The following is a 24,577-nucleotide window of genomic DNA, read 5'->3' on the forward strand; positions in this document are numbered from 1 at the left end:
CTTCGGTCTCTTGTTTGCAATTTTTGATCCTCCGTTTCCTAAACATAACGGTGGACCAGTTCAGTTGGGGAGGCTCAGCCAACATTTCTCACGAATAAGATTTAACAAGCGCCGCAGGTGAAAACAAAGAGTATGTCCCCGTTGTGAAATGCTGCTCAAGTTTGTTCAGGTTGGATGGGTTGAAATTTATGCGTCAGACCGAAAGCAGCACACTATTCACAAGTCAATCAAATAGCGCTGATAAACGACACAGCGCGCGCCAAACATTTCCTTCTGCATAGCCAGGCCGTTGTTCAGAACCTGGCCTTCTTGCGTGGTCGAAATGCCAAAATCGAGCCAATCCCGGGCCGCAAAGACATCTTGGATCAAGTGCAGGATAACGGCATCGAGGGCACCAGTCTCACGCCCGATGTTTTGAGCGGCGATATATTGAATGTGCACACAACGTCCACAGTCAAAACAAACTACTCCACCCACCATTCGCCCGTCGATCGCCGCTTTGAACAGTCTTATGCGGTTCGGAAAGGTCTGGGCGAGTCTGATTATTTCGGCTTGCGAATGCGTCGGGTTGGTGCCGTGCCGGTCAGCCAGAACATCTGTCAGAATGCCCCAAAAAGCGGCCCAGTCCCAATTTTCTGTTACCACTACCCCGGCTTGCGCTGCACGCTTGGCGCCTTGTCTACGCGATTGGGACTCCTTGGGCCTGCGGCGCAGGGCAATGGCCGCCGAGGCGTCGGTCTGAATCACTCGCCCTCCAAGGCGCGAGATCGCATAGAGATCTTCTTCCATTGGGACGTCGTGGTAGAAATGCGGCGTAGGTTTGTAGATAAGTTTAGTCGCGCCCTCTGCGCGTAAGTGATCAACAAGCGCATCAAACGTTTTCAGCATCAAATCCGTGCGCATGTCTTTGCCGGCAATCACTCCACCGTAGGTCAAGCCGCCATGGGAGATTACTCGGTCCCCATCACGATTTGCTGGCAGCAGTGCAATAACTTTGCCTGCCCGCTCGACGAGCAGAGAGGCATCGATGAAGCGATCTGAATGGTAATCCATGAATCGCCGATCATGTAGAAAAGTCCCATTGCGCGAACCAGCTACAAAAGAATTCCAACTCGCAGCCCATTCTGGGCCGTAGGGAGAAACGGTCAGTTTGTTCATGCTTGAGGTCGCCAGGTGGTTGTACAAGCGGCCGATGAGTCAATGCGAAAAACGGAGATGAGAGAGCATGTACCGATTGCCTCAAGTTGCTTTTTCAGGGCAAAATCCGTTTTTTTGGACCTTCGAAGCCCACTACCACGAAACGAGTTTCGCACAGCCAAAGCCTTCTCTCCCATAGTCGTTTCCATTATAAAACATATACGTCCCACTTTGTACTTCGACGATGGCGGGATAGGCCATCATTTGCGAGTCCCATCCTTTTTTCGATAATTCCAAACCGGAAATGCTCCCATGGCGCTCCCATTCAATGCCGTCTTTGGAAGTCGCGTAGGTCAATTTATAGGGAACTTCTTCTGTGCCTTTGCCAAAAAACATAATGTACTCTTTTCCGCGCCGGATCACATAAGGACGGCCTACTCGATGCTCTCCTGGAGAATTTTCGACCGCAACTGAACCACGTGATGGGAATGTAATTGCGGACTCGGATTCCAGGTAGCGAATATTGTATACCGGAAGCGTCTTTTTTTTGCCTTGGGTGAACACGTTTCCGCCGCCATACCAAGCGCGAAATGTACTGTTTTCTCTCAGTATTGAGTGGATAACGCGGAATAATGGTTCATCTTTCGTTGCACCAAACACAGGTTCCGTAGAATATCTTTCAAAAGTCTCTCCTCCATTCGTACTAATCGCCAAACCGCCAAACACGGTGAAACGAACGTCTTGGCCTCTTTGATATCCAGCATAATATAGAAATATGCCCTGTTCGGCCTGCAGAATAGCACATGGCACAACCCCATTTTGATCGAAGTGGCCTATTTCCCCAAGGTCAATAACAGGCTTTTCTGACACCCGGAGAACAACACATGGGTCGTCAAGCGACACATCAACAAAGCCGACACGGCTTTGCCCGTCATCATCACGGAAGCCGCAAAAGACTCTGATACGATCATTCATCACATAGGGTGTGGGCTGCAGCGCAGAGTGACGTGACCAAGCAAATGCGCCATCGGGGCCGAAAACATGGCCAAGTTTTTTCCATTTCATCTTAGGCTTCCTTAGCGCGCGCCTTTACGGCGCTGAAATCCAAATTGGGCGTTGATCAAGTCGGCAGCTTGAAATAACGATACGTGCTTACGCGGGATGGTGCCGCCGGATGACCGGTCAAAAGTTGACCGGGTTCCTTAAAAGATTTGTTCACCACCGCCCCAAGTCCGACAAAGCAATCTTCACCTATCTCAACGTTGTCGGCAAAAGTAGCGTTGACGCCCACAAAACATCTTCGCCCAATTTTACAATAGCCGGAAACAACCACGTGTGAGGATAGGAAACAGAAATCCTCGATCCGGGTTTGGTGACCTATGTGATTTCCGCTCCATAGAACGACGCCGTCTCCAATCTTAACGCCGTGTTGGATCACATTGTTTTCGAAAACAAAGACATTATCACCCAACTCAGCGGTACGCCAAACAAAGGCCTGCGAACTTATGTAGTTGGCAAACTTGTAACCTTTGCCGCGCATATGAAGCACCAAACGTTCGCGAACGCGATTCAACTGTGTGTTGGTTATGGCAACATGGACTTGGGTTGTAGCAGGATCAAATCGCGTTTCAGCCTCTTCAAGATCGATCAAGGGAAGACCGCGATGGGTATCGGTTTCACGGTAGCGGGACTCAACTGCAAATCCTACCACTTCGTAATCGGAATCGAAGGTAAAATATTCATGGGCTATGTCTGCGAATTCACCTGCACCCACAATCAACAAAGAGGTTTTCATATCTAAACTGCCTAGAATCTTTTTGTTTTAATGGTTATAAGCCAATCGCTCTCTGAGCGAAATGCAGGACCGCCCGAATTCTATTGCCCTCGTGTAGCGGCCTATTTATACCCAGCATGAATGTCAATCATGGGGTTAAGATGTCGCTTTCTAAATGCAAAGTCATTGATCTCCCGCGCATCACTGACGCACGAGGCAACCTGACTTTCATTGAGGGCCTCCACCATATCCCTTTCGAAATTAAGCGCGTTTATTACCTCTATGACGTACCCGGAGGGGCAGATCGAGGCGAACATGCCCACCGCAATCTGCATCAGTTCATTGTCTGCATGTCCGGAAGTTTCGATGTTCTCCTAGACGACGGTTTTGAAACTAAGCGGGTCCACCTGAACCGGTCCTACTTCGGGGTGTATGTTTGTCCTATGATCTGGCGCTATTTGGACAACTTTTCATCAGGGGCGGTGTGTATGGTTTTAGCTTCTGAGATCTATGATGAGGCGGATTATATCCGCGATAGGAGGGCTTTCCTGAAAGAGGCTGGCGTGCAATGAACATCGCATTCCTCGATCTGAATGCAGCCTATCGCGAGCTCTCAGCGCAGTTAGAGGAAGCCGCGCTTAGGGCACTGCGTTCAGGTTGGTATATCGGTGGGCCAGAGGTGGGCGACTTCGAAGCAGATTTTGCCGCCTATTGTCAGGCCAATCATGCTATTGGTGTAGCCAATGGATTAGAAGCGCTCGAGATTGCATTGCAGGCCTTTAATATAGGTCCGGGTGATGAGGTCATCTTGCCTGCCAACACCTTTATCGCAACTTGGTTGGCAGTGGAACGCCGAGGAGCCACAATCGTGCCCATCGAGCCGGACCCCGAGACCTACAACATCACTCTTGAGGCGGTATCTGAAGCGTTGAGTGCCCGTACAAGAGCCTTGATACCTGTACATCTTTATGGTCAGCCTGCCGACATCCAAGGGCTGATGGCACTTGCGGCAGAAAGAAACTTCGTAGTCATTGAAGATGCGGCTCAATGCCATGGATCGCGGTGCCGGGGTAGAAGAATTGGAGCAATTGCCCACGCCGCGACATGGAGCTTTTACCCTTCAAAAAACCTGGGTGCGTTGGGCGATGGCGGGGCGATTACAACCAATGACAGCAAGGCTGCTCAACACATGCAGCAGTTGCGCAATTATGGCTCACAGAAGAAGTACGTCCATGCGTTAACGGGTACAAACAGCAGGCTTGACCCCGTTCAAGCGTCCATGTTGGCGGTAAAACTTCGCCTTCTGGATGAATGGAATGCGCGTCGCCAAAAGATTGCCGATTTTTATCTAGAGGCCTTGGCGGACGCAGACCTAGTACTTCCCAAGGTCCCTGACTGGGCCACTCCGGTCTGGCATCTATTTGTTGTGCGCCACCCAAATCGGGATAAATTGATGGACGGGTTGCGAGCCCAGGGGATCGAAACCCTCATACATTATCCGATCCCGCCACATTTGCAGGGGGCCTTCTCTCATTTGGGTTACAGACAAGGGAGCTTCCCGATAACCGAGCAGTTGGCGCAGGAAGCTTTCAGCCTTCCGATGGGGCCACACTTGTCCGAGGCACATGCCGAATGTGTGGTCGCTGCACTTAAAGAGCTTTTAGCATGACGTCCTCGCTTCCGAAGTGTAGTTTTGTGTGTGTCACCTATAATCACGCGCGCTATTCGGCTGCCGCAATAAACTCCATTGCGCAGCAGAATTACCCAAACATCGAAATCATTGTCGTGGATGATGGTTCAACCGATGGGAACGACAAAGTCATTGAAGCCACACTAAAGAACTGTGGGCGCCCTTACAAATTTCTTCGCCAAGAGAATACCGGGAGGATCGCCATGAACCTTAATCGTGGTCTATCCCAAGCTAACGGTGAATACGTTTCAATGTTCTCTTTGGACGACATCTTGCTACCAGACTGCATTGCCCAAAAAATGGAAATGTTGGCCGCTGACCCCAACTTGGCGTTCGTCGTAAACAGTTGTCACATGGTTATTGATGACCAAGGCCACGTCACACAGCCTTTGAGTAAGTTCAACCTTTACGGATTGAACATAACTACGCCGGAAGAACTATTGGAGATCGAATATAGAAAAATTGGGTCTTTCTTTATGCAAGGTGGCGTTTTTTCCAGTGCAATGATCCAAGGAATAGGGGGCTACGATGAAGATCTGAAGGGTGATGATGTGATCATCCGAACAAAAATGCTCATGTACATGCAAAAGCATCCCTCATTGAGATTCAAAGTCATCCATGAGCCTCAATTCCAATATCGCATACATGACAGCAATATACACGCCGACGGCTGGCGGCAGATCAGTCTTATATTGGAATGGCGTGACCGGTATTTTCCGGACCGCCCCATGCCAGAAAGGTGGTACGCCAAAGTCCGGGGTTTTCTTGATAAAGCGCTCGTGGAAGAAAACTTCGTCCTAATCAGAAAAGCCAAGTCCTTGAGCCCTGAGATTCTGGGGGTTCTAGAACAGTCTGGTCGCCTCTGGGAGTATCGTCGCGGCTATATAAAACAAGCGTTGGGGGCGCTCTTTTCGTTGCGTTGAATGGCCTAACGGATCTAGGCTGCGCTTGTTGGGTTATTCCTTTAAGGAGGCGTCCCCGTAACCGAAGCGAGAGTCTACCTGCCAGCTGGACAAATGCATAACTACCCAATTTTTGGGAAACGCACGCGACACATCGACTACATACTGAGTTAATGGAAGAACATGCAGCAATGTCCAGCTAGGGGGACTTCTTTGCAATTGCACGACCCAATGAGGGATCCTCATTTTCAACTGTTAAGGTATCCAGGGCAGGCAAGTGAACTGCAGATGATGTTTCAACATCGACTCGATGCAACGCTGCTCTCGGTCCGCACTGCGGTGTGACGTCACTACAATGTCTCTGTACTCGGCAAGGGTGCAGCCAAGAGTTCTCTTAGCAGACGCGGCGTGACTATTTCGCGTCAACAAACCGCGTTCGACCTGCATCTCGGTTTCGCGCGCCCACTTCAATGCATCTGTTCTCATGATAAAGGACTTTCTGGCACTTCGCCCCATGCGTCGTACCATTGCCTGCCACTTGCCGCTTGGTTGCTTGTTTTTAGTCGCCATCTCGCATCACTCCGTCGTGCGATAAAGAGCGATCTGCGCACAACGATACGGCTTTCAGTACAGCGGAGGCGAAGCGCTTGTGGTTGCATGTAGAATTCGCGAACACATGCTTTGTATACAAAACACTGACAACGCTTGTAGTTGTGCTGGCGACCCCGGCAGGATTCGAACCTGCAACCTGCCCCTTAGGAGGGGGCTGCTCTATCCAGTTGAGCCACGGGGCCGTGCGACGCTCTCTTTAGCCCGGTTTTTCAACCTTGTCATGGCCTTTGCGCGACGGTTGTAAATCTTACTCTGTTCACGCTACCATCAGGCAAAACAACATCGCAGGTGCCTCAGTGACAACAGAAACCAAACGCCCGCTTACCCTTCGTGATGTTTCGGAAGCGTCCGGAGTGTCGGAAATGACGGTCAGTCGGGTTCTGCGCAACAGGGGCGATGTTTCGGACGCCACGCGCACCCGCGTCTTAGCCGCCGCGAAAGAGCTGGGGTATGTGCCCAACAAAATTGCGGGCGCATTGGCATCCAGCCGGGTGAATTTGGTGGCGGTGATCATTCCCTCGCTGTCGAACATGGTCTTCCCCGAGGTTCTAACCGGCATCAATCAGGTGCTGGAAGACACCGAGCTGCAACCGGTTGTGGGCGTCACCGACTATATGCCGGAAAAAGAAGAAAAAGTGCTTTACGAGATGCTCTCGTGGCGGCCATCCGGGGTCATCATTGCCGGCCTGGAACATACGGAAGCCGCGCGGGCGATGCTGGATTCAGCTGGTATTCCGGTGGTCGAAATCATGGACACAGACGGCAAGCCGGTGGACGCGATGGTCGGGATCTCTCATCGTCGTGCCGGGCGCGAAATGGCGCAGGCGATCCTGAAGGCGGGCTATGAGCATATCGGGTTCATGGGCACCAAAATGCCACTGGATCATAGGGCCCGCAAACGGTTCGAAGGCTTCACCGAAGTTCTGGGCAAACACGGGGTTGAGATCGAGGATCGCGAATTCTACTCTGGCGGATCAGCTCTGGCCAAAGGGCGTGAGATGACCCAGACCATGCTGGAACGGTCCCCCGATCTGGATTTCCTCTATTACTCCAACGACATGATCGGTGCAGGTGGGCTGTTGTATCTGCTGGATCAGGGTATTGATGTTCCGGGACAGATCGGCCTCGCCGGGTTCAACAATGTCGAGCTTCTGCAGGGTCTGCCGCGCAAGCTGGCCACAATGGACGCCTGCAGGTTGGAGATCGGACGCACAGCCGCAGAGATCATCGCGGCGCAATTGGCTGATCCCAATGCCGAGGTCGACACGCGTGTGACCCTGACCCCCAAGATCAGCTTTGGCGACACCCTAAAGCGGCGCTGAACACGTGGCGCTGCAACGGCTGGACAACCGAACAGCTCGCGCGCTGTTCATGGATCGTCATGCATTGGCCGAGCCGCCATCGGGCGGCGCAAAAGGCGCGGAATTGCTGGACCTGATCCATCGGCTTGGCTTTGTGCAATTGGACAGCATCAACACGGTTGCACGCGCCCATGACATGATCCTGTTTTCGCGGCGCCCATCCTATCGGGCCAACAGCCTTAAGCGCCTATACGAACGTGACAAGGCGCTGTTTGAACACTGGACCCATGACGCCGCTGTCATTCCGATGGCGTTTTATCCGCACTGGCATTTGCGGTTTCAGCGCGATGCAGATCTGCTGAAGTCCCGATGGAAAAACTGGCGCCGCGACGGGTTCGAGCAGCGATTTGCAACCGTTCTGCAACATATTCGGGATCACGGGCCGGTCTCTTCGTCCGACGTTGGCAAGGACGAGAAAAAGGGATCTGGCGGCTGGTGGGACTGGCATCCGTCAAAAACGGCGCTGGAGTTTCTTTGGCGCTCGGGCGCACTGACGGTCATAGGGCGGCAAGGATTTCAAAAGCGCTATGATCTGACAGAACGGGTGATTGAAACGCATCTTTGCCCGGGCAATATGTCCTGTGATGCCGAGGAGACAGTGGATTGGTTGTGCAACGCGGCGCTTGACCGGCTGGGGTTCGCGACGTCTGGCGAACTGGCCGCATTTTGGGACACTGTCACAACAAGCGAGGCAAAGTCCTGGTATGAACAGGGTCTAATGCAGGGGAACTTGGAAGAAATCGAGGTGACCTGCGCCGACGGCAAGCTGCGCAAAGTGATCACCCGACCAACCGTTTCCGAGGATGCAGAGGCTGCACCCCGTCCCCCAGGCCGCATTCGGGTCCTTAGCCCATTTGATCCCATGCTGCGCGACCGTAACCGTGCCGAACGGTTGTTCGGCTTTCACTATCGCATCGAGGTTTTTGTACCTGCCCCAAAGCGCACTTACGGTTACTATGTGTTCCCGTTGCTTGAGGGCGACCGATTGATCGGGCGGATTGACATGAAAGCCAACCGGGATTGCGGGGCGCTGCAAATCAGCGCCTTATGGCCAGAACGATCCGCGCGCTGGTCAGGTGCCAGAACCAAAAGGTTGCAGTCAGAGCTCGACCGAGTCCGACGATTTGCCGGGCTGGACAACGTAGAATTGGCGCGTGATTGGTTAAAAGACCCTAAATAGGGTCTTTTTTCAAATCAGACTCTGGCTGATAGACTGTAACCCGTCAATCCCGCCTTCCAGGGCATCGCCCGCCAACACCGGGCCAACCCCAGCCGGTGTACCAGTCAGGATCAGATCACCGGGCCGCAGGTGATAATACCCGTACAAATGGCAGATGACCTCATCTATCTTCCAGATCAGCTCTTCCAGCGTCGCGTCCTGCCGCGTTTCCCCGTTCACGTTAAGATAGATGCGTTTATTGTCTTCCGGGGACCAATCTGCCGCGCGGGTCAAAGCGGCCAACACAGTGCCGTTTTCCAGATCCTTGCCCAAATCCCACGGGCGCTGTTTATTCCGCTCGCGGATTTGCAGGTCACGGCGCGTCATGTCCAGCGCACAACCATAGCCATAAACCGCATCCAACGCATCGGCACGCGTCGACGGAAAACGGGTTTGCCGATCGCGACCGCCAATTCCATCTCGTGGTGAAAATTCTCAGTTCCAGGCGGATAAGGCACGGTTGCACCCGACAGTATCGCGTTCGGGGCTGATTTTGTAAAATAGAAAGGTGCCTCACGATCGAACTCATTCCCCATTTCGACCGCATGGGCCGCTTAATTGCGGCCAACACAGAATATGCGTCCCACGGGATACGTCGACAATTCACCCTCAACCGGGATCGATATCGGGTTGGCAAGGAAAACAGATTGTCCGCTATCAAAGCCCCGTATCTGCAACTGGCAGCTTGTTTCTAAGTTGGCGGGTCCAGTTGAAAAAGCCATGCAGGTTCGCGCCGGGCATCACCATCATGCGAACTAGCGCCGTGGCCGGCTGTTCACAATTCAAAGTTTTGCCTTGGAAAGCCTTGGGTGCGCGCTACCTTTGGTTGTATCATGGATCGCGCCACCATCATTTTGACACTCATTCCCTGGCGATATCCGAAATCCACTCGTCGCTGATCAGGTGATTTGCCTGTAGGCGAGTGCAACTGAATCAGAGAGCGACGGCCAAAGACCTGTACCCCCACACGGTCTTTGCGTCCGGATGTCCACTTATTTTCAGGTGGCTGTTTCTCTGAGGTGTGAGCCGGATAAATCCATCCGGCCGCGGGCCAGACACGCAGTCCAGTCAAAGTCTGGCCACCCCGCCGGAGGATACCCATACTTCTCTGGCGGGGACAAAAGCCTTTGCATGCGCGACGTGTGATCAGGTCTTCAGATCATGCAGATCATTCAGCAGGTCCAGCAGCGCTTCGTGCCGATCCGGGCCTAGCTGGGTCTTGATCTCTTCAGCCAGACGTAGTGTCACCTGCATGTTGTCTTGGATGATCTTTTCGCCTTTGGCTGTGATATCGATGATCTGACGACGCTTATCTTCGGAATGGACCCGGCGCCGGATCAAATCCTTGGTTTCCAGTTTTTGCAGAATGCGCGTCAGACTGGGCAGCAAAAGGCACGATCGATCCGCGATATGCGTTGGCTCTTGAGGGCCTTCTTCTTTCAGAACACGCAGAACGCGCCATTGCTGTTCCGTTACACCCGCATCAGCCAGCATATTTCGAATGGGCCCCATGACCCTTTCGCGCGCCCGCAGCAGTGCAATCGGCAATGAGCGGGACGTATTAGGCAGGTCTCTGGTCATAGTAGAATTTTTGCCCAAATTGGATCAAACTGCAACTAGCCAAGAATTTTACTTATTATATCAATAGTTTGACCATGTAATATACGGCTCTCTTAGGCGCAGCGCAGCTTCGAGCCGCATCTCAAAATTAGTAAACAAAGCAATTAATATTGACGTTTTCTTCAGAATGACGATCACTGGACGCGCAAAGAAACTAAGTCCCGGTCCGATCCCGGGGTTGGCAGAAATCTGAGGGTTAAGATGAAGTGGGATGAGTTTTCGGATTGGGGCAAACGAATTGCCGAGTGGACGCAGGATTACCACCTGACTGTAAGTGACAAACCCGTCCGCGCCCGGACTGAGCCGGGGGATATCCTCAATGCCCTGCCCGCGCGGCCACCCGAGCACGCACAGCCACTGGAGGACGTGTTTCAGGATTTCGAACAGATCGTGATGCCGGGGATCACCCATTGGCAACATCCAAGGTTCTTTGCCTATTTCAACTCGAACGCCTCAGCCCCATCGGTACTGGCCGAATTTCTGGCCAGCGCCATCGCACCGCAATGTATGTTGTGGCAAACGTCACCGGCTGCGACCGAGATGGAAACACGGATGATGGACTGGTTGCGCCACGCGCTGGACCTGCCCGAGGGATTCGCTGGCGTTATTCAAGACTCCGCCTCGTCAGCGACATTGGCTGCTGTACTAACGATGCGCGAGAAGGCGTTGAAGTGGCGGGGAAATCAACAGGGTCTTTTTGGGCAAAAACCCCTGCGCGTCTATTGCTCGGCCGAAGTGCACACGTCAGTCGATCGTGCCATTTGGGTTGCGGGGATCGGGCAAGACAATCTGGTGCGGATTCCGATCAAGGGAGATTGGCGCGGGATGGATCCCGCAGCACTGGAGGCAGCGATCCAGGCCGATTTAGACTCTGGTTTGCATCCGGCGGGCGTCATCCTTTGCGTTGGCGGTACAGGAACGGGGGCTACGGATCCCGTAGATGAATGTTTGAAGATTGCCGAGAAATATGGGCTTTACTCCCACGTAGATGCGGCCTGGGCCGGATCGGCGATGATCTGCCCGGAATACCGCCACTACTGGCCCGGAGTGGATCAGGCCGACAGCATCGTTTTCAACCCGCATAAATGGCTGGGTGTGCAGTTCGATTGCTGTGCGCATTTTCTGAAAGACCCCGATGATCTGGTGCAGACGCTGGCGATCAGCCCTGAATACCTCAAGACCCATGGCAAGGACGGTATCATCAACTATTCGGAATGGTCTGTGCCACTTGGCCGCCGGTTCCGGGCGCTCAAACTGTGGTTCGTGATCCGGGCTTATGGTCTGGAAGGGCTGCGCCAACGCCTGCGCAACCACGTGAACTGGTCTGTGGCGCTGCATGATCGGCTGGCGGCCGAGGGGGATTTCCAAATCGTCACTCAGCCCATGTGGTCATTGTGGACGTTCCGCTATGCGCCGGAAGGTCATACGGATCTGGACGACCTGAACCTGCGTTTGGTGAACGCCATCAATGACGACGGCCGCATCTATTTGACGCAAACCCGCGTGGATGGCGATCTAGTGATCCGTTTTCAGGCCGGTCAGTTCGAAACCACCGAAGACGATGTTCGAATGGCCTACGACGTCATAACCGAAATCGCCCGCTCACTGAAATAAACAGGAGGTCCGGCCATGCCAGTCCCAAAAAACAGCTTCAAACAGGCTCTAATAGAGGGTGGTCGGCAGATAGGCTGCTGGATGAGTTTTGCGGAATCCATCACTGCCGAAATTATGGGCACCGCCGGATTCGACTGGCTGGTCATTGATGGTGAACACGCTCCGAACGATATCCGATCAATCCGTGATCAGCTTATGGCGTTGGCTGCCAGCTCCTCGCATCCGGTGGTGCGGGTTCCGGTTGGCGACACCGCTTTGATCAAGATGGTGCTGGATGCCGGTGCGCAAACCGTTCTGGTACCGATGGTTGAAACCGCCGATCAGGCGCGACAATTGGTTCGGGACTGCCGCTATCCCCCGACGGGTGTGCGTGGCGTTGGGGCCGGTGCGGCCCGGGCGACAATGTACGGCTCAATCCCCGAGTACATTCAATCTGCCGACGACCAGATCTGCCTTTTGGTTCAGGTGGAAAACCGCGCCGGGATGGCCGCGCTGGATGATATCCTGAAGGTCGAAGGCATCGACGGAGTGTTTATCGGCCCTGCGGACCTGTCCACCGACATGGGGTTTCAGGGAAACAGCGCAGCACCCGAAGTGCGCGCTGTCATTGCGGACGCCATCACAAAGATCAGGGCCGCGGGCAAAGCCCCCGGCATACTGGGCACCAATGAAGAGGCCAGTCAAACCTATTATGAAATGGGCGCACAGTTTCTTGCGGTCGGCATTGATGTGATGTTGCTGGCGCAGGCATCCCGGGCGCTGGCGGCGAAATGGAAGGCGAAATAGCGCGTCAGGCGTACATGGTGGCCGCGGCCTGCGCATAACCACCCGAGGCCCCATCCACAAAGTGAACATGATCGTCGCGTGTCGCCGAGGGGACGATACAAGTCATCATTGCCTCGTCTTGCGCATGCAGCCCATAGCGGATCTTGCCCTGTCCGCGTGCCTGTTCAAGCATCATCCGGATTTGCGTCAACGTGGCAGCGTCACAATCCAGCGTCATTTTCAGCCCATCATCGAATTTTCGGTAATCGGCGTTGCGGCTGACCATGCGCTTGTAGTGCGCGGGTTCGAAGTTGCCCAACCGTTTACCCGATACGAACAACAGGGCGATCAAAAAGTTCTGGCCCAGCAATTTGATCCGCTGCAGCAACAAATTGTTCCCGGCTCGTGATACGCGGGCATCCAGGCCAACATCCGGCGGCGGCCAGCTGATCGGCGGGCCATCTTCTGGTACTGGATGACCCGAACGCTCCAACCCCTCCGAAGCTGACAGAACCGAGCGGGCCAAATCCGCAAAGTCACTCTCGGTCGCATTTGCTGTGGGCTGAACGACGACCGAGACGATTTGACCATTGCGTGCCTTGCTGTTGGACCACCGGCAGGACAAACCGGTTAGGTCGGGCTGTGCACCAGGTTTGGCAGGCGGCACCGTAAAGGTACCAGCCTTCATCTGCGCCTCGGCCCAGGCCAACCCGCCGCCTGAGAACATGGCGTAATCCACCCCATCAGACGGCGCATAACGCGCGACCCGCAGATCCTTTCCTGCCTTACGAATTTCGGCAACCGGAACCAACGCCGCGCGTAGCGAGATCGAGAATTCTTCTTCCGCCCAGCGCCTGAGGTCCGCCAATACCGCTTTGGCGGTGTCGATCTCACTTGCGGGCACGGCGAATCCGGCACCGTCGCCGCCAAAAACATAAGGGAACTCCTTGCCGTGGAGCGCGTTGATCATGCCCGAGATCACCGCCGCGCCGACCATATTCACCGTCTTGTAGCGCCCTTTTGCGATCTCACCGGTGGAGTCGACGATATCTGCCACGCCCAACGCCCAATCGCCCGGAACAGCAGAGAAACGCGCCGGGTCCACCAAACGGGTAAAGTCCCGCAACAGGGGAAGACTGTCATAGAACGCGGCCTGGGCGTCTTTCATTGGTACCTCGGATATTCGGTAAGGACAAGGATAGCCCGAATGTGATCACTGTCCGGCAAAATCAGTATAGCACACGCGCTTGTGTGTGGCACCGTGACGTGCCAAGCATTTCTTCGCCGGTTTGGGGGAGAAGGTTTTCATGAAGGCAGGTCTGGTGGTGTTGTGCCTGGGCTATGTGCTCAGCCAGTTCTTTCGCGCCTTTCTCGCGGTTCTCAGTGTTGATCTGGGGCGCGATATCGGGGCCACACCCGAGGACCTGGCCTTTGCGTCCGGTCTTTGGTTTCTGATCTTTGCCGCCATGCAGTTGCCCGTAGGCTGGGCACTGGACCGAGTTGGACCGCGCCTGACGGCGGCGGTCTTGCTGCTGGTCGGTGGTGCCGGCGGAGCGGCATTGTTCGCCCTATCCAGCTCCCCTTTTCACATCGCCATCGCCATGGGGTTGATCGGGGTCGGCTGCTCACCGGTGTTGATGGCATCTTACTATATCTTCGCCCGCGAATTCCCACCTGCCCGCTTCGCCACTTTGGCGGCTGTCATGCTGGGCGTTGGATCGGTCGGCAATCTGGTTGCCTCGTACCCTACTGCGCTGGCGGTTGAGCTGATGGGATGGCGGACCACGATGGGGACGCTGGCCGTTTTTTCCGCCGCGATCGCGTTGGGCATCTGGTTCAGCGTGCATGATCCCAAACGTGTCGAGACCGAACACAGGGGATCGGTGCTGGACCTGCTGAAAGAGCCCGCCCTGTGGGCGATCTTGCCGCTGATGCTGGTGGCCTATGCCCCGTCGGCGGCAACGCGCGGCCTTTGGGCCGGGCCATACCTCAGCGATATCTTCGGCCTTAGCACCACCCAGATCGGGACAGCGACCCTGATCATGGGGGCGGCGATGATTGCAGGTACCTTTGCGTATGGGCCGCTCGATCGAATGCTGGGCACGCGAAAATGGGTGATCTTTGGCGGCAACGCTCTGGGCACAGTGGGGTTGGTTCTGATGTGCCTTTGGGTCGACAACGCGGTTTGGCTGTCGGTTGTTTTGATGGCAGCGATCGGGTTTCTGGGGGCAAGCTTTCCGGTCATCATGGCTCATGGCCGGGCCTTTGTGCCGCCGCATCTGGTTGGGCGCGGCATGACCCTGTTGAACCTCTTCGGCATTGGCGGTGTAGGACTGGCGCAATTCGTCACCGGCCGCATCCATGCTGCCACGGTGGACATCAGCCCGACCGCGCCCTACACAGCGATATTCGGCTTTTTTGCGGTCACGCTGGCCATCGGCTGCGTGATCTATTTGTTCAGCCGCGACAGCGTCGACTAACGCTGGAACTGCCAGGAGTGTCCATGTCCGACCCGCGCGTCATTGCCCCCAACCTCAAACGCAGACTTTCGGGTGTGACCGCGACGATTGCCCGGTTGGTGCCGCTGCAAGTGCAATGGATCGACATCGCGGCTACCGGGCCGGGTCTGCCGGATGACATCCCACATATCCCGCTGGGCCGCCTGCCCTTTTTGTCGCGCGAAACACTGCGCGTCTGGCACGCGCGCCGCAATACCGAGATGCTGCTGGGCCTGATCCTGCGCAACGTGCTGCGGCTGCGGTTGAAGTTGCTGTTCACCAGCGCCTCGCAACGCGCGCATTCGGGTTACACCAAATGGCTGATCGACAAAATGGACGCGGTCGTCGCAACTTCTCGCAAAACCGCCGGGTATCTGGAGAGGGATGCGCAAGTCATCATGCATGGCATCAACTTGCACGACTTCACACCGCCCGAAGACAAAGCCGCAGTTCGGGCGCGGCTGAGTTTGCCAGATGGTCTATTGCTGGGCTGCTATGGCCGCATTCGTCACCAGAAGGGCACCGATGCCTTTGTCGACGCAATGATCGACCTGTGCGGCCGCGTCGACGACGTCCATGGCATCGTCATGGGCCGCGCCACGGAAAAGCACACCAGCTTCCTGGCCGAACTGAAAGACAAGGTCGCCAAGGCGGGCCTGTCCGACCGCATTCTGTTCATGCCCGAGGTGACCGTCGATCAGATCGCCGAATGGTATCAGGTGCTGGACCTTTTCATTGCCCCGCAACGGTGGGAAGGGTTCGGCCTGACGCCGCTGGAAGCAATGGCTTGCGGCGTGCCGGTTGTTGCCACGGATGTGGGTGCGTTTTCCGAGATTGTCACGGACCCGTCGCTGGGCCGCGTGGTCGAACCCGGTGATATCCCCGCGCTGGCCGAAGCCTCCGCCGAAATGCTGTCCGACCGCGAATCCATTGCCCGTTCCGGTATCGCAGCCCGCGCCCATGTCGAGCAGAATTTCGACATCAATGGCGAGGCGAAGACGCTTGTGGCGCTCTATGAACGCCTTTTGACCGACACCTGAGGCGATGCGCCACGTCAAATCGGTGTCATTGCGCGAAATAAACCCCGAAAACTCTTTTTTATTTGCTGCAACGCGGCTATGAACGCGCGTCCTTAACATTGGAGACATGAAATGGGCTATCGCGTCGTAGTCGTCGGCGCCACGGGTAACGTGGGCCGCGAAATGCTGAACATTTTGGCTGAACGCCAGTTCCCGGTCGATGAACTTGCTGTTCTGGCAAGCCGTCGTTCGCTGGGCACCGAAGTAAGCTTTGGCGACACGACACTCACTACCAAGGATCTGGACACGTTCGACTTCACCGGCTGGGACATGGCGCTGTTTGCCGTAGGGTCCGAAGCGACCAAGGTCTACGCCCCCAAGGCGGCCAAAGCTGGCTGCGTGGTGATCGATAACTCGTCGCTCTACCGCTATGACCCGGACATTCCGCTGATCGTGCCGGAATGTAACCCGCAGGCGATCCACGACTACAAAAACAAGAACATCATCGCCAACCCCAACTGCTCGACCGCGCAGATGGTTGTCGCGCTGAAGCCGCTGCATGACCGCGCGCGCATCAAGCGCGTCGTCGTGTCGACCTATCAGTCGGTGTCTGGCGCCGGTAAAGAAGGCATGGACGAGCTGTGGGATCAGACCAAGGCGATCTATAATCCCACTACGGACGTGCCGCCGAACAAGTTCCAGAAGCAGATCGCCTTCAACGTCATTCCCCAGATCGACGTCTTCATGGAAGACGGCTCGACCAAGGAAGAGTGGAAGATGGTTGTTGAGACCAAAAAGATCGTCGATCCGTCGATCAAGGTCACAGCCACATGCGTTCGCGTTCCGGTTTTCGTCGGCCACTCTGAGGCCGTGAACATCGAGTTCGAAGAATTTCTGGACGAAGACGAGGCCCGTGACATCCTGCGTGAGGCTCCGGGCATCATGGTGATCGACAAGCGCGAACCCGGCGGCTACGTCTCGCCGATCGAATGCGCGGGCGATTTTGCCACGTTCATCAGCCGGATCCGCCAGGACTCGACCGTTGAAAATGGTATCAACCTGTGGTGCGTCTCGGACAACCTGCGCAAAGGTGCAGCGCTGAACGCGGTGCAGATTGCGGAACTGCTGGGCCGTGAGGTTCTGAAGAAGGGCTAAGCCCCGACCCGAAGCTGCGGATTGTTTAAACCCTGCTGCGCTGTCAGTGGGGTTTATTTTTGGCGGGCAGAGGAATCTTCGCTGCCTCGAAGGGCGTCCAGGATCGCCCGGGAACCTTGCTCTTGTCCTTTAGCTGATACACACTTCGATACGCAGCAGTGGCTACTTTCGCCGCAATGCCTGTTGTCGAACCGACAAGTACGATTCCGCCCTTTTGGAGGAGTGTGTCATGACATCCAAAACCAATGGGTCCTCGCCCCCGGACAACCTGACGCCGCAGCAGCAAGCCATGCCCGAGGTGAACACATTGACGGCGGCAGATATCAGCGCATCGCTAAAAGCCGGATTAGCCGATTTTCTGGCACGCCCAGTCATGAGCGGCTTTTTTGGCCTGTTCTATGCAATTTTTGGGATTCTGTTTGTCTGGTGTCTGGTCTGGCTTGGCAAAATCTGGATGATTATTCCCGCGGCTGTTGGCTTTCCGTTGGTTGCGCCTTTTGCCGCCGCCGGACTCTATGAGATGTCTCGGCGGATGCAAAACAATGAGGATTTCGGATGGTCTGATATCCTCACCGTCATGGCCAACCAGCGAAAGCGTGAAATGGGCTGGATGGCCTTTGTAACCCTGTTCATTTTCTGGGTATGGACCTATCAAATACGGCTTTGGCTGGCGATCACGCTGCAAAATGCATCGTTTTCTGATTTTGACCGTTTTCTGAACATCGTCTTCTTTACGCCGCAGGGCTGGACGTTCCTTGTCATAGGTACCTGTGTGGGCGCATTTTTGTCGGCAGTCCTGTTCTCGGTAACGGTCGTCGCCATGCCAATGCTGCTGGACCGAGAGACGAACTTCATTTCCGCGATGATCACATCCATCCGGGTTGTCACCGGAAACCCAGTGGTCATGCTCAGCTGGGCAACGATTATCTCGGTCACGATGTTGCTGTCGATGTTACCTGCATTTCTAGGCCTGATCTTCACCCTTCCGATTCTGGGCCACACCACGTGGCATCTTTACCAAAGGGCTGTTTCCCCAGCCGAGGGGTGATCAGACCGATCAAACCCAGCCGTCGCGAAATGCATCGAAGCGCCTGATTTATCCCTGCCCCTCGACCAATGCTTTGAGGTTTGTCAGACCGCGCTCGTAATCTCCGCCGACCCACTTATCCATCATCAGGCCCATCCAGCGCGACATGGGGTTCATTCCAAGATCGGATTCGAACCCCCAGGTCACCTGAGTCTGATCGCCCTCTGGCGTCAGATCGAACGAGGCCGATGCGGACCCCATCGGGCCGAAATCAAGCGCCGTTTTGACGGTTTGATCCGGGACACTTTCGACGATTTCCTGTGATCCCGTGCCCACCTGTGGGTGTTCAGACGTCCAGTTCAAGGTGTTGCCAACGCCTGCCTCAGGCCCGCTGTAGGACAATCGGGTTTCGGGATCACGCGTCAACCAAGGTGACCATTTTTCAGTTTCCTGCATCGAATTCACGTAAGGAAAGATCGCGCTGGCGGGCGCGTTGATCGTGATGCTGCGGGACAGTTCGGCCTTGCCGGGCAAAAGGTAAGACACGCCAACCAGAACCAAGATAAGAACAAGCAGAGTGATGAGAATACGTTTAATGAATCGCATGACGCGCTCCTGATCGAAAGAGTTTGGTTTCGATCATAACAAAAAATGGCGCGAAATCAGAGACCTGATCCGCGCCATTCGAAAACTCTCAGATGTCAGCCCGTTTAGACAACCACGAATTTCTTCTCAGCCGGGTCATAGCATTGCAGGCCACCTTCACCGATGTCGGTCCACAGCCCATGCAAGCTCAGCGAGCCGTCATCTACCGCAGATGAAACGAAGGGAAAGGTCATCAGGTTCTCCAGCGATGCAACGACTGCCTGCCGTTCAAACTGCCGTGCCTGATCGACGCTGTCTTCAACATCGGCAACCAGGTCATATTTCGGTTTCAGGATATCCATCCATCGGCCAACAAAACTTTCTTTCGCCTCCAGTTGCGGGGCTTTTCCCTTGCACATGTCGATGCAGCCCTGAACACCTCCGCATTGCGAGTGGCCTAGAACGATCAGGTGCGCGACTTTCAGTGCCGTGACCGCATATTCGATTGCCGCACTGGTGCCGTGGTGATCGCCATCAGGGGCGTAAGGCGGCACAAGGTTTGCGATATTGCGGTGAATAAAGAACTCGCCCTGATCGGCACCGAAGATCGATGTCACATGAACCCGGCTGTCACAGCACGAAATCACCATAGCACGTGGGCGCTGCCCTTCAGTGGCTAGGCGGCGATACCAGACCTGGTTCTCCGAATAGGTGGTGGCTTTCCATCCGTGGTACCGCTTGACCAGATAGGTCGGCAGAGGTTTGGCTAAGTCCATTCTCATGTCCCCGTTCTTTTGTCTGTCGGCTGCTGTAACCTGAATTCGCAGAAAATTCGACCCATTTTCCAGCATCGACGCAAGGTTTTGCAAAGGATTCTACCGCCAATGTCCACCTATGCCGTGGGGGCGTAGAGAATTGGGGTAGATGTGGTGGATAAAATAGTCACGCTTGAACAAAAGGAAACCGTTCGGCTGGATACGGACCGCTTGAACGGGCTGTATCGCCAATTGGGCGACAAGAACGCATTGGATGTATTGTGCCGCACGGTCGAGGAATTGGCCGTGCGCCTGTCAAACTGCGAGCGGTTTTGGCGTCAACGCGACTGGGCCGGACTGCGGAAATGCGCGCGGTCACTGGTGGCCATTGCCGAACAGATTGGCATGACCGCGCTGGCCCGAGTCGCCGGTGATGTGGCGCAAACTGTGGATGCCGGGGATGCGGTCGCGACGGGGGCCACCCTGTCGCGCCTGATCCGTGTAGGTGAGAAATCGCTGACCGTGATCTGGGATCAGCAGGATCTTTCCCTCTGACGGGGCTTGCGGACGGATCGTGGGCGGCTAGGCTGGGCACAAATCGAACCAGCCGAGATGTCCATGACCCTGTCCTTCGCTTCGCCGTCCGAACCCTCTGTGCCGCTGTATGTCATTTCGCAACCCGATCTTGACGATTGGCTGAAAGACCAGCCAAGCCACATCGCATCGTGGGTCGAGGCCAGCGGATTCACCGGGGCCATGGGACAGGCTCTGCTGATCCCTCAATCGGATGGTGTGCCCCTACTGGCTTTGGCGGGTTACGGAAACGGCGCCAAGCGCGCGCGCAAACGGTTCCCGCTGGCAGCGGCGGCCCAAGCCTTGCGGAAGGGAACTTATCACATCGCATCAGGCGTGCCCGCAGATGCGCTAAGCAACGAGTGCCTTGGTTGGTTGCTCACAGGATATGCCTTTGACCGTTACGCCAATCAATCACCTGCCAAGGCGCGACTCGTTGCACCCGAAGGTGTTGATGCCGCGCGAATTGAGGCACTGGCCAGTGCCGAGGCGCTGACCCGCGATTTGGTCAACACACCAGCCTCGGACATGGGGCCGGATCAACTGCAGGCCGCAGCCGAGGATTTGGCGCAGGAATTTGGCGCGACATGCACTACGGTTCAAGGCGACGCCCTGCTGGACCAGAATTTCCCGCTGATTCACACGGTCGGACGCGCCGCCGCGCAAGCGCCGCGCCTGATCGAGATGACATGGGGCAACACCGGGCCCAAACTGACGCTTGTTGGCAAGGGTGTGTGCTTTGACACTGGCGGGCTAAATCTGAAACCAGGGAATTCGATGTCCCTGATGAAAAAGGACATGGGCGGCGCGGCCAACGTGCTGGGTTTGGCGCGGATGATCATGGCACTAAAGCTGCCTGTGCAACTGCGCGTGCTGATCCCGGCGGTCGAGAACTCGGTCGCCGGTAACGCATTTCGGCCGGGGGATATCCTGACCTCGCGCAAAGGTCTGACGGTGGAGATTAACAACACCGACGCCGAAGGGCGGCTGGTTCTGGCGGATGCATTGGCGCTGGCGGATGAGGGTGAACCTGACCTGATCATCTCGATGGCGACCCTTACCGGCGCGGCACGGGTAGCGGTTGGCCCCGATCTGGCGCCCTTTTATACCGATGACGATGGCGCGGCAGACGCGCTGGCCAACGCTGGTCGGCAATCGGCCGACCCGGTCTGGCGGATGCCTTTCCATGAACCCTATGAGGCGATGATCGAACCCGGAATCGCCGATCTGGACAACGCGCCTGCCAGCGGATTTGCTGGCTCGATAACCGCAGCCCTGTTCCTGCGCCGCTTTGTGGGTGACAGCCGCTATATGCATTTCGACATCTATTCCTGGCAGCCCAGCAAGGCCCCCGGGCGCAGCAGAGGGGGGCTGGGCCAAGGGCCGCGTGCCGTTCTGACCGCCCTGCCCGAGATTCTGAACCTATGACCCGCCTGCGCGTCATAAAGCCGGTTGTCGACCTTTTGCGCAGCCCAAAGGGTCCCAGGGACCGGCAGCTGTTGTTTGGCGACCCGGTAGATGTTGTTGAGGAAACTGATGGGTGGAGTCGGATCACCTCGGACAAGGACGGCTATCCCGGTTGGGTCAGGTCCGATCAACTGGGACCTGAGGCGCAACAAACCCACTGGGTCACCGCACCTGCGACACATGCCTATAAACAGCCCGACATGAAAAGCCAGGACCGCGTATCGCTGAGTTTCGGCAGCAAATTATGCGTGCTGTCGGAACAGAATAGGTTTCTGGAAACAGAACTGGGGTTCATTCCGGCGATTCACGCCAAACTCAGCGCAACTCACCTGACCGATCCCGTAGCGGTGGCCGAGCTGTTTCTGGGCACACCCTATCTTTGGGGGGGAAACAGTCGCTTCGGTATTGATTGTTCCGGGTTGGTTCAGGCCGGTTTGTTGGCCTGCGGCATACCTTCACCCGGTGATAGCGGCGATCAGGAACGCGAACTGGGTACGGCGCTGCCCGCCGGAGCGCCAGCCAAACGCGGGGATCTGTTGTTCTGGAAAGGCCACGTGGCATGGGTCTATGGCGAGAACATGCTGCTACATGCCAATGCCTACCACATGGACGTGACGTTCGAGCCAATGGATCAGGCGATCACACGGATTCTGGAGCAGGGCGACGGGTCCGTAACAGCCCACAAAAGGCTCTAATCAAGGTCGACAGACCGGATCAGCTTGCGTTCCAACACGCGCAGCACGGTGCGCAGGTCATGGCCTCGCTTCAGGATCCGCCCGTCCATGCCGATCACCGAATACATCCCCTGTTTGGACCGCAGACGAGGGTGTTTTTCGACCCGGTAGATCGGATGCTCTGCCGTACGTCTGAAAATGGAAAAAACCGCCATATCGCGCAGGTTGGAAATGCCATAGTCACGCCATTCTCCGGCGGCGACCATCTTGCCATAGACAGACAGTATATGTGACATCTCGCGCCGGTCGAACGCGACGGGCATCTGGGCCGAGTTTGCAGAAAACCGGCTGGGAGGCTGCATGTTCATACCCTCAGCCTTGCCGGAAAACGCATTTGAATCAAGTCCGGTGCCAACAGGTGTGGTAATTTTGAATCGTTTCGTCCTACCGCCGCCCAACTTGCCGACAGATCAGAATCACCGGCAAAAGCCCGACGGCCAGGATCACAAGCGATGGGACAGCCGCCCCTTCCAACCGCTCGTCTGAGGCCAGACGATAGGCTTGCACCGCAAGCGTATCAAAGTTGAAGGGGCGCATGATCAGGGTCGCCGGAAGCTCTTTCATCACGTCGACAAACACGATCAACAGCGCCGTCAGCAGCGAGGGCGTCAGGATTGGCAAATGCACACGGCGCAAGGTGCCCAGAGGCGATTGGCCTAAAGACCGGGATGCAGCATCCATATTGGCGTGCACTGTACTCTGCCCGCCTTCATACGCGCTGAGCGCTGCCGCCAGAAAGCGCACCATGTAAGCCGCCACCAGCAACCAGATCGACCCTGTCACCAGCAGACCCGTCGAGACGTCGAACGTCTGGCGCATCCACGAATCCAGCGCGTTGTCGAATCTGGCGAAGGGTACCATCAGGCCAACGGCGATCACGCCGCCGGGCACCGCATAGCCCAACCGCGCCAGATAGCCTGTGGTCGATGATCCCCGACCCGGGCGAAGGCGCTGAAAGAACCCAACGCAGATCGCGGCGCAGACCGTGACCACGGCGGCCACTCCTGCAAGTGTCAGCGAGTTTTGAATGAACCCAATGTAACGCCGCGACAGCAGGTTTTGTTCCGAGGTCAGGCCCATCTGGATCAAGATAAATACCGGCAGCAAGAACCCCAGCACCACTGGAATAGCGCACAAGGTTATGGCAGCTGCGGATTGCCAGCCCTTAAGTTGCGCCGAAGGCAGCGAGGCATGGCTTTTGCCTGCCTGATAGTACTTTGCCTTGCCGCGCTGCGTCCGCTCGGTTACGGCCATGACCAGCGCAAAGCCCAGCAGGCACAAGGCCAACTGCGCCGCACCCGCCCGGTCGCCGATCGAGAACCAGCTTGTGTAGATGCCCGTGGCAAAGGTCTGAACGCCAAAATAGGCGACGGTTCCAAAATCGGCGATGGTTTCCATGATGGCCAGCAGGACACCACCGGCAATGGCCGGGCGGGCCATCGGCAAAGACACGTGCCAGAACGCCAACCACGGGCTTTTGCCCAGCGCACGAGCGGCCAGAAAAGCGGTGGCACTTTGCTGCAGAAACGCGGCCCGCGCCAGCAGATAAACATAAGGGTAGAGCACTAGGATCAGCATCACCGCCGCGCCCTCGGTCGAGCGGATTTCCGGGAACCAATAATCGCGCGGCCCCCAACCCGTCACGTCGCGCAGCGTGGTCTGCACGATACCGGGATGATCCAGAATGAACGTATAGGCATAAGCCAGAACATAGGCCGGAAAAGCCAGCGGCAGGACCAGTGCAATTTCCAGAAAGCGCACACCGGGAAAGCGTGTCATCGTCACCAGCCACGCCGCGCCAACCCCGATAGAGAACGTGCCGATAGCCACCAGAACGACAAGGATCACGGTTGTCAGTGCATACCCGGGTAAAACCGTCTCGAACAGATGCGAGACCGTTTCCGTACCCCCCGTCACCGCCGCCAGAACAACCGCAACCATCGGCAGAAGACAAGCCGCTGCTACCATGTAGGCCACAGTGGCCACCAACCGGGTGCCCAGCGCGCCGCGATTGCGTTTCCCGTGTTCTGAATAGTCGATTTCGGCCATGGACCTGGATTGTAACTGGCG

At 56.1% G+C, this 24,577-nt stretch carries 23 protein-coding genes, 1 tRNA gene and 1 pseudogene; 14 read left to right on the top strand and 11 right to left on the bottom strand.

Annotated elements, in window-relative coordinates:
- Window positions 1–216: 216 nt before the first annotated feature.
- From QMP16_RS18430 to QMP16_RS18440, 3 genes are all read right to left on the bottom strand, one after another.
- Entirely contained in the window at window positions 217–1,158 is a 942-nt protein-coding gene (locus QMP16_RS18430) for a GNAT family N-acetyltransferase (RefSeq protein WP_282153574.1), read from the bottom strand.
- 132 nt (window positions 1,159–1,290) lie between these two features.
- Window positions 1,291–2,202: a hypothetical protein gene (locus QMP16_RS18435; RefSeq protein ID WP_282153575.1), complete on the bottom strand. Its 912-nt coding sequence runs from the start codon at window positions 2,200–2,202 to the stop codon at window positions 1,291–1,293.
- Window positions 2,203–2,257: 55 nt separating this feature from the next.
- Window positions 2,258–2,932: an acetyltransferase gene (locus QMP16_RS18440; RefSeq protein WP_282153576.1), complete on the bottom strand. Its 675-nt coding sequence runs from the start codon at window positions 2,930–2,932 to the stop codon at window positions 2,258–2,260.
- Window positions 2,933–3,072: 140 nt separating this feature from the next.
- Here QMP16_RS18440 and QMP16_RS18445 point away from each other — a divergent pair, with 140 nt between their 5' ends.
- The 3 genes from QMP16_RS18445 to QMP16_RS18455 are packed head-to-tail and all read left to right on the top strand — an operon-like array spanning window position 3,073 to window position 5,524.
- Window positions 3,073–3,483: a sugar 3,4-ketoisomerase gene (locus QMP16_RS18445; protein WP_282153675.1), complete on the top strand. Its 411-nt coding sequence runs from the start codon at window positions 3,073–3,075 to the stop codon at window positions 3,481–3,483.
- On the top strand, window positions 3,480–4,580 hold the full coding sequence (locus QMP16_RS18450) for a DegT/DnrJ/EryC1/StrS family aminotransferase (RefSeq protein WP_282153577.1): 1,101 nt from the start codon (window positions 3,480–3,482) through the stop codon (window positions 4,578–4,580). Before QMP16_RS18445 ends, QMP16_RS18450 begins: the two co-directional genes overlap by 4 nt.
- Window positions 4,577–5,524 (top strand): glycosyltransferase family A protein, encoded by a 948-nt coding sequence (locus tag QMP16_RS18455; protein WP_282153578.1) that lies wholly within the window; start codon window positions 4,577–4,579, stop codon window positions 5,522–5,524. The genes QMP16_RS18450 and QMP16_RS18455 overlap by 4 nt, the downstream gene beginning before the upstream one ends.
- Before the next feature lie 696 nt (window positions 5,525–6,220).
- Here QMP16_RS18455 and QMP16_RS18460 read toward each other — a convergent pair.
- Window positions 6,221–6,297, bottom strand: a tRNA-Arg gene (locus tag QMP16_RS18460).
- Between the two features lie 114 nt (window positions 6,298–6,411).
- Between QMP16_RS18460 and QMP16_RS18465 the strand changes: the two genes are divergently transcribed.
- Entirely contained in the window at window positions 6,412–7,437 is a 1,026-nt protein-coding gene (locus QMP16_RS18465) for a LacI family DNA-binding transcriptional regulator (RefSeq protein WP_108860587.1), read from the top strand.
- Window positions 7,438–7,441: 4 nt separating this feature from the next.
- The gene (locus QMP16_RS18470) at window positions 7,442–8,656 is read left to right on the top strand and encodes a winged helix-turn-helix domain-containing protein (RefSeq protein ID WP_282153579.1); all 1,215 of its coding nucleotides are present in this window, start codon (window positions 7,442–7,444) and stop codon (window positions 8,654–8,656) included.
- A 9-nt stretch (window positions 8,657–8,665) separates the two neighbouring features.
- On the opposite strand, the pseudogene QMP16_RS18475 reads toward QMP16_RS18470, so the two are convergent.
- Both QMP16_RS18475 and hpaR read right to left on the bottom strand, forming a co-directional pair.
- Window positions 8,666–9,321: pseudogene (locus QMP16_RS18475) on the bottom strand (fumarylacetoacetate hydrolase family protein).
- 520 nt (window positions 9,322–9,841) lie between these two features.
- Window positions 9,842–10,276, bottom strand: coding sequence for a homoprotocatechuate degradation operon regulator HpaR (hpaR, locus tag QMP16_RS18480; RefSeq protein ID WP_282153580.1), 435 nt, complete (start codon window positions 10,274–10,276; stop codon window positions 9,842–9,844).
- A 240-nt stretch (window positions 10,277–10,516) separates the two neighbouring features.
- On the opposite strand from hpaR, the gene QMP16_RS18485 reads away from it, so the two are divergent.
- Both QMP16_RS18485 and QMP16_RS18490 read left to right on the top strand, forming a co-directional pair.
- Window positions 10,517–11,929, top strand: a complete 1,413-nt coding sequence (locus QMP16_RS18485; RefSeq protein ID WP_282153581.1) for a pyridoxal phosphate-dependent decarboxylase family protein — start codon at window positions 10,517–10,519, stop codon at window positions 11,927–11,929.
- A 15-nt stretch (window positions 11,930–11,944) separates the two neighbouring features.
- Window positions 11,945–12,715: an HpcH/HpaI aldolase family protein gene (locus QMP16_RS18490; RefSeq protein WP_282153582.1), complete on the top strand. Its 771-nt coding sequence runs from the start codon at window positions 11,945–11,947 to the stop codon at window positions 12,713–12,715.
- Between the two features lie 4 nt (window positions 12,716–12,719).
- Here QMP16_RS18490 and QMP16_RS18495 read toward each other — a convergent pair whose 3' ends face one another.
- Entirely contained in the window at window positions 12,720–13,862 is a 1,143-nt protein-coding gene (locus QMP16_RS18495) for a DUF3095 domain-containing protein (protein WP_282153583.1), read from the bottom strand.
- A 139-nt stretch (window positions 13,863–14,001) separates the two neighbouring features.
- Between QMP16_RS18495 and QMP16_RS18500 the strand changes: the two genes are divergently transcribed.
- From QMP16_RS18500 to QMP16_RS18515, 4 genes are all read left to right on the top strand, one after another.
- Entirely contained in the window at window positions 14,002–15,174 is a 1,173-nt protein-coding gene (locus QMP16_RS18500; protein WP_282153584.1) for an MFS transporter, read from the top strand.
- Between the two features lie 23 nt (window positions 15,175–15,197).
- Window positions 15,198–16,232, top strand: a complete 1,035-nt coding sequence (locus tag QMP16_RS18505) for a glycosyltransferase family 4 protein (protein WP_282153585.1) — start codon at window positions 15,198–15,200, stop codon at window positions 16,230–16,232.
- A 111-nt stretch (window positions 16,233–16,343) separates the two neighbouring features.
- The gene (locus QMP16_RS18510) at window positions 16,344–17,366 is read left to right on the top strand and encodes an aspartate-semialdehyde dehydrogenase (RefSeq protein ID WP_058275078.1); all 1,023 of its coding nucleotides are present in this window, start codon (window positions 16,344–16,346) and stop codon (window positions 17,364–17,366) included.
- 229 nt (window positions 17,367–17,595) lie between these two features.
- A complete protein-coding gene (locus QMP16_RS18515) occupies window positions 17,596–18,414 on the top strand; it encodes a DUF2189 domain-containing protein (RefSeq protein WP_282153586.1) in 819 nt (272 codons plus the stop codon).
- A gap of 48 nt (window positions 18,415–18,462) precedes the next feature.
- On the opposite strand, the gene QMP16_RS18520 is transcribed toward QMP16_RS18515, so the two are convergent.
- Both QMP16_RS18520 and QMP16_RS18525 read right to left on the bottom strand, forming a co-directional pair.
- On the bottom strand, window positions 18,463–18,999 hold the full coding sequence (locus QMP16_RS18520) for an SRPBCC family protein (RefSeq protein WP_282153587.1): 537 nt from the start codon (window positions 18,997–18,999) through the stop codon (window positions 18,463–18,465).
- Between the two features lie 104 nt (window positions 19,000–19,103).
- A complete protein-coding gene (locus QMP16_RS18525; RefSeq protein ID WP_282119743.1) occupies window positions 19,104–19,754 on the bottom strand; it encodes a carbonic anhydrase in 651 nt (216 codons plus the stop codon).
- 153 nt (window positions 19,755–19,907) lie between these two features.
- Between QMP16_RS18525 and QMP16_RS18530 the strand changes: the two genes are divergently transcribed.
- From QMP16_RS18530 to QMP16_RS18540, 3 genes are all read left to right on the top strand, one after another.
- A complete protein-coding gene (locus tag QMP16_RS18530) occupies window positions 19,908–20,288 on the top strand; it encodes a hypothetical protein (protein ID WP_432653417.1) in 381 nt (126 codons plus the stop codon).
- A 63-nt stretch (window positions 20,289–20,351) separates the two neighbouring features.
- Window positions 20,352–21,734, top strand: a complete 1,383-nt coding sequence (locus QMP16_RS18535) for a leucyl aminopeptidase family protein (RefSeq protein ID WP_282153589.1) — start codon at window positions 20,352–20,354, stop codon at window positions 21,732–21,734.
- Entirely contained in the window at window positions 21,731–22,468 is a 738-nt protein-coding gene (locus QMP16_RS18540) for a C40 family peptidase (protein ID WP_282153590.1), read from the top strand. The genes QMP16_RS18535 and QMP16_RS18540 overlap by 4 nt, the downstream gene beginning before the upstream one ends.
- Here QMP16_RS18540 and QMP16_RS18545 read toward each other — a convergent pair.
- Together QMP16_RS18545 and QMP16_RS18550 are read right to left on the bottom strand one after the other, a co-directional pair.
- Window positions 22,465–22,815, bottom strand: coding sequence for a DUF2794 domain-containing protein (locus tag QMP16_RS18545; RefSeq protein ID WP_058275250.1), 351 nt, complete (start codon window positions 22,813–22,815; stop codon window positions 22,465–22,467). The two genes, QMP16_RS18540 and QMP16_RS18545, sit on opposite strands and share 4 nt — an antisense overlap.
- Window positions 22,816–22,891: 76 nt before the next feature.
- Window positions 22,892–24,556 (bottom strand): ABC transporter permease, encoded by a 1,665-nt coding sequence (locus tag QMP16_RS18550; protein WP_282153591.1) that lies wholly within the window; start codon window positions 24,554–24,556, stop codon window positions 22,892–22,894.
- Window positions 24,557–24,577: the final 21 nt, after the last annotated feature.

The sequence above is a fragment of the Ruegeria atlantica genome, assembly GCF_947495585.1.
GTDB classification, from domain to species: Bacteria; Pseudomonadota; Alphaproteobacteria; order Rhodobacterales; family Rhodobacteraceae; genus Ruegeria; species Ruegeria atlantica_G.

Bases quoted from the DNA above. Each gene is read 5' to 3' on its own strand.
- QMP16_RS18550 (WP_282153591.1), bottom strand. From the start codon at position 24,556: ATGGCCGAAATCGACTATTCAGAACACGGGAAACGCAATCGCGGCGCG.
- QMP16_RS18430 (WP_282153574.1), bottom strand. From the start codon at position 1,158: ATGAACAAACTGACCGTTTCTCCCTACGGCCCAGAATGGGCTGCGAGT.
- QMP16_RS18445 (WP_282153675.1), top strand. From the start codon at position 3,073: ATGTCGCTTTCTAAATGCAAAGTCATTGATCTCCCGCGCATCACTGAC.
- QMP16_RS18545 (WP_058275250.1), bottom strand. From the start codon at position 22,815: ATGAACATGCAGCCTCCCAGCCGGTTTTCTGCAAACTCGGCCCAGATG.
- QMP16_RS18440 (WP_282153576.1), bottom strand. From the start codon at position 2,932: ATGAAAACCTCTTTGTTGATTGTGGGTGCAGGTGAATTCGCAGACATA.
- QMP16_RS18540 (WP_282153590.1), top strand. From the start codon at position 21,731: ATGACCCGCCTGCGCGTCATAAAGCCGGTTGTCGACCTTTTGCGCAGC.
- QMP16_RS18505 (WP_282153585.1), top strand. From the start codon at position 15,198: ATGTCCGACCCGCGCGTCATTGCCCCCAACCTCAAACGCAGACTTTCG.
- QMP16_RS18455 (WP_282153578.1), top strand. From the start codon at position 4,577: ATGACGTCCTCGCTTCCGAAGTGTAGTTTTGTGTGTGTCACCTATAAT.
- QMP16_RS18515 (WP_282153586.1), top strand. From the start codon at position 17,596: ATGACATCCAAAACCAATGGGTCCTCGCCCCCGGACAACCTGACGCCG.
- QMP16_RS18450 (WP_282153577.1), top strand. From the start codon at position 3,480: ATGAACATCGCATTCCTCGATCTGAATGCAGCCTATCGCGAGCTCTCA.
- hpaR (WP_282153580.1), bottom strand. From the start codon at position 10,276: ATGACCAGAGACCTGCCTAATACGTCCCGCTCATTGCCGATTGCACTG.
- QMP16_RS18435 (WP_282153575.1), bottom strand. From the start codon at position 2,202: ATGAAATGGAAAAAACTTGGCCATGTTTTCGGCCCCGATGGCGCATTT.
- QMP16_RS18535 (WP_282153589.1), top strand. From the start codon at position 20,352: ATGACCCTGTCCTTCGCTTCGCCGTCCGAACCCTCTGTGCCGCTGTAT.
- QMP16_RS18485 (WP_282153581.1), top strand. From the start codon at position 10,517: ATGAAGTGGGATGAGTTTTCGGATTGGGGCAAACGAATTGCCGAGTGG.
- QMP16_RS18500 (WP_282153584.1), top strand. From the start codon at position 14,002: ATGAAGGCAGGTCTGGTGGTGTTGTGCCTGGGCTATGTGCTCAGCCAG.
- QMP16_RS18495 (WP_282153583.1), bottom strand. From the start codon at position 13,862: ATGAAAGACGCCCAGGCCGCGTTCTATGACAGTCTTCCCCTGTTGCGG.
- QMP16_RS18525 (WP_282119743.1), bottom strand. From the start codon at position 19,754: ATGGACTTAGCCAAACCTCTGCCGACCTATCTGGTCAAGCGGTACCAC.
- QMP16_RS18510 (WP_058275078.1), top strand. From the start codon at position 16,344: ATGGGCTATCGCGTCGTAGTCGTCGGCGCCACGGGTAACGTGGGCCGC.
- QMP16_RS18520 (WP_282153587.1), bottom strand. From the start codon at position 18,999: ATGCGATTCATTAAACGTATTCTCATCACTCTGCTTGTTCTTATCTTG.
- QMP16_RS18490 (WP_282153582.1), top strand. From the start codon at position 11,945: ATGCCAGTCCCAAAAAACAGCTTCAAACAGGCTCTAATAGAGGGTGGT.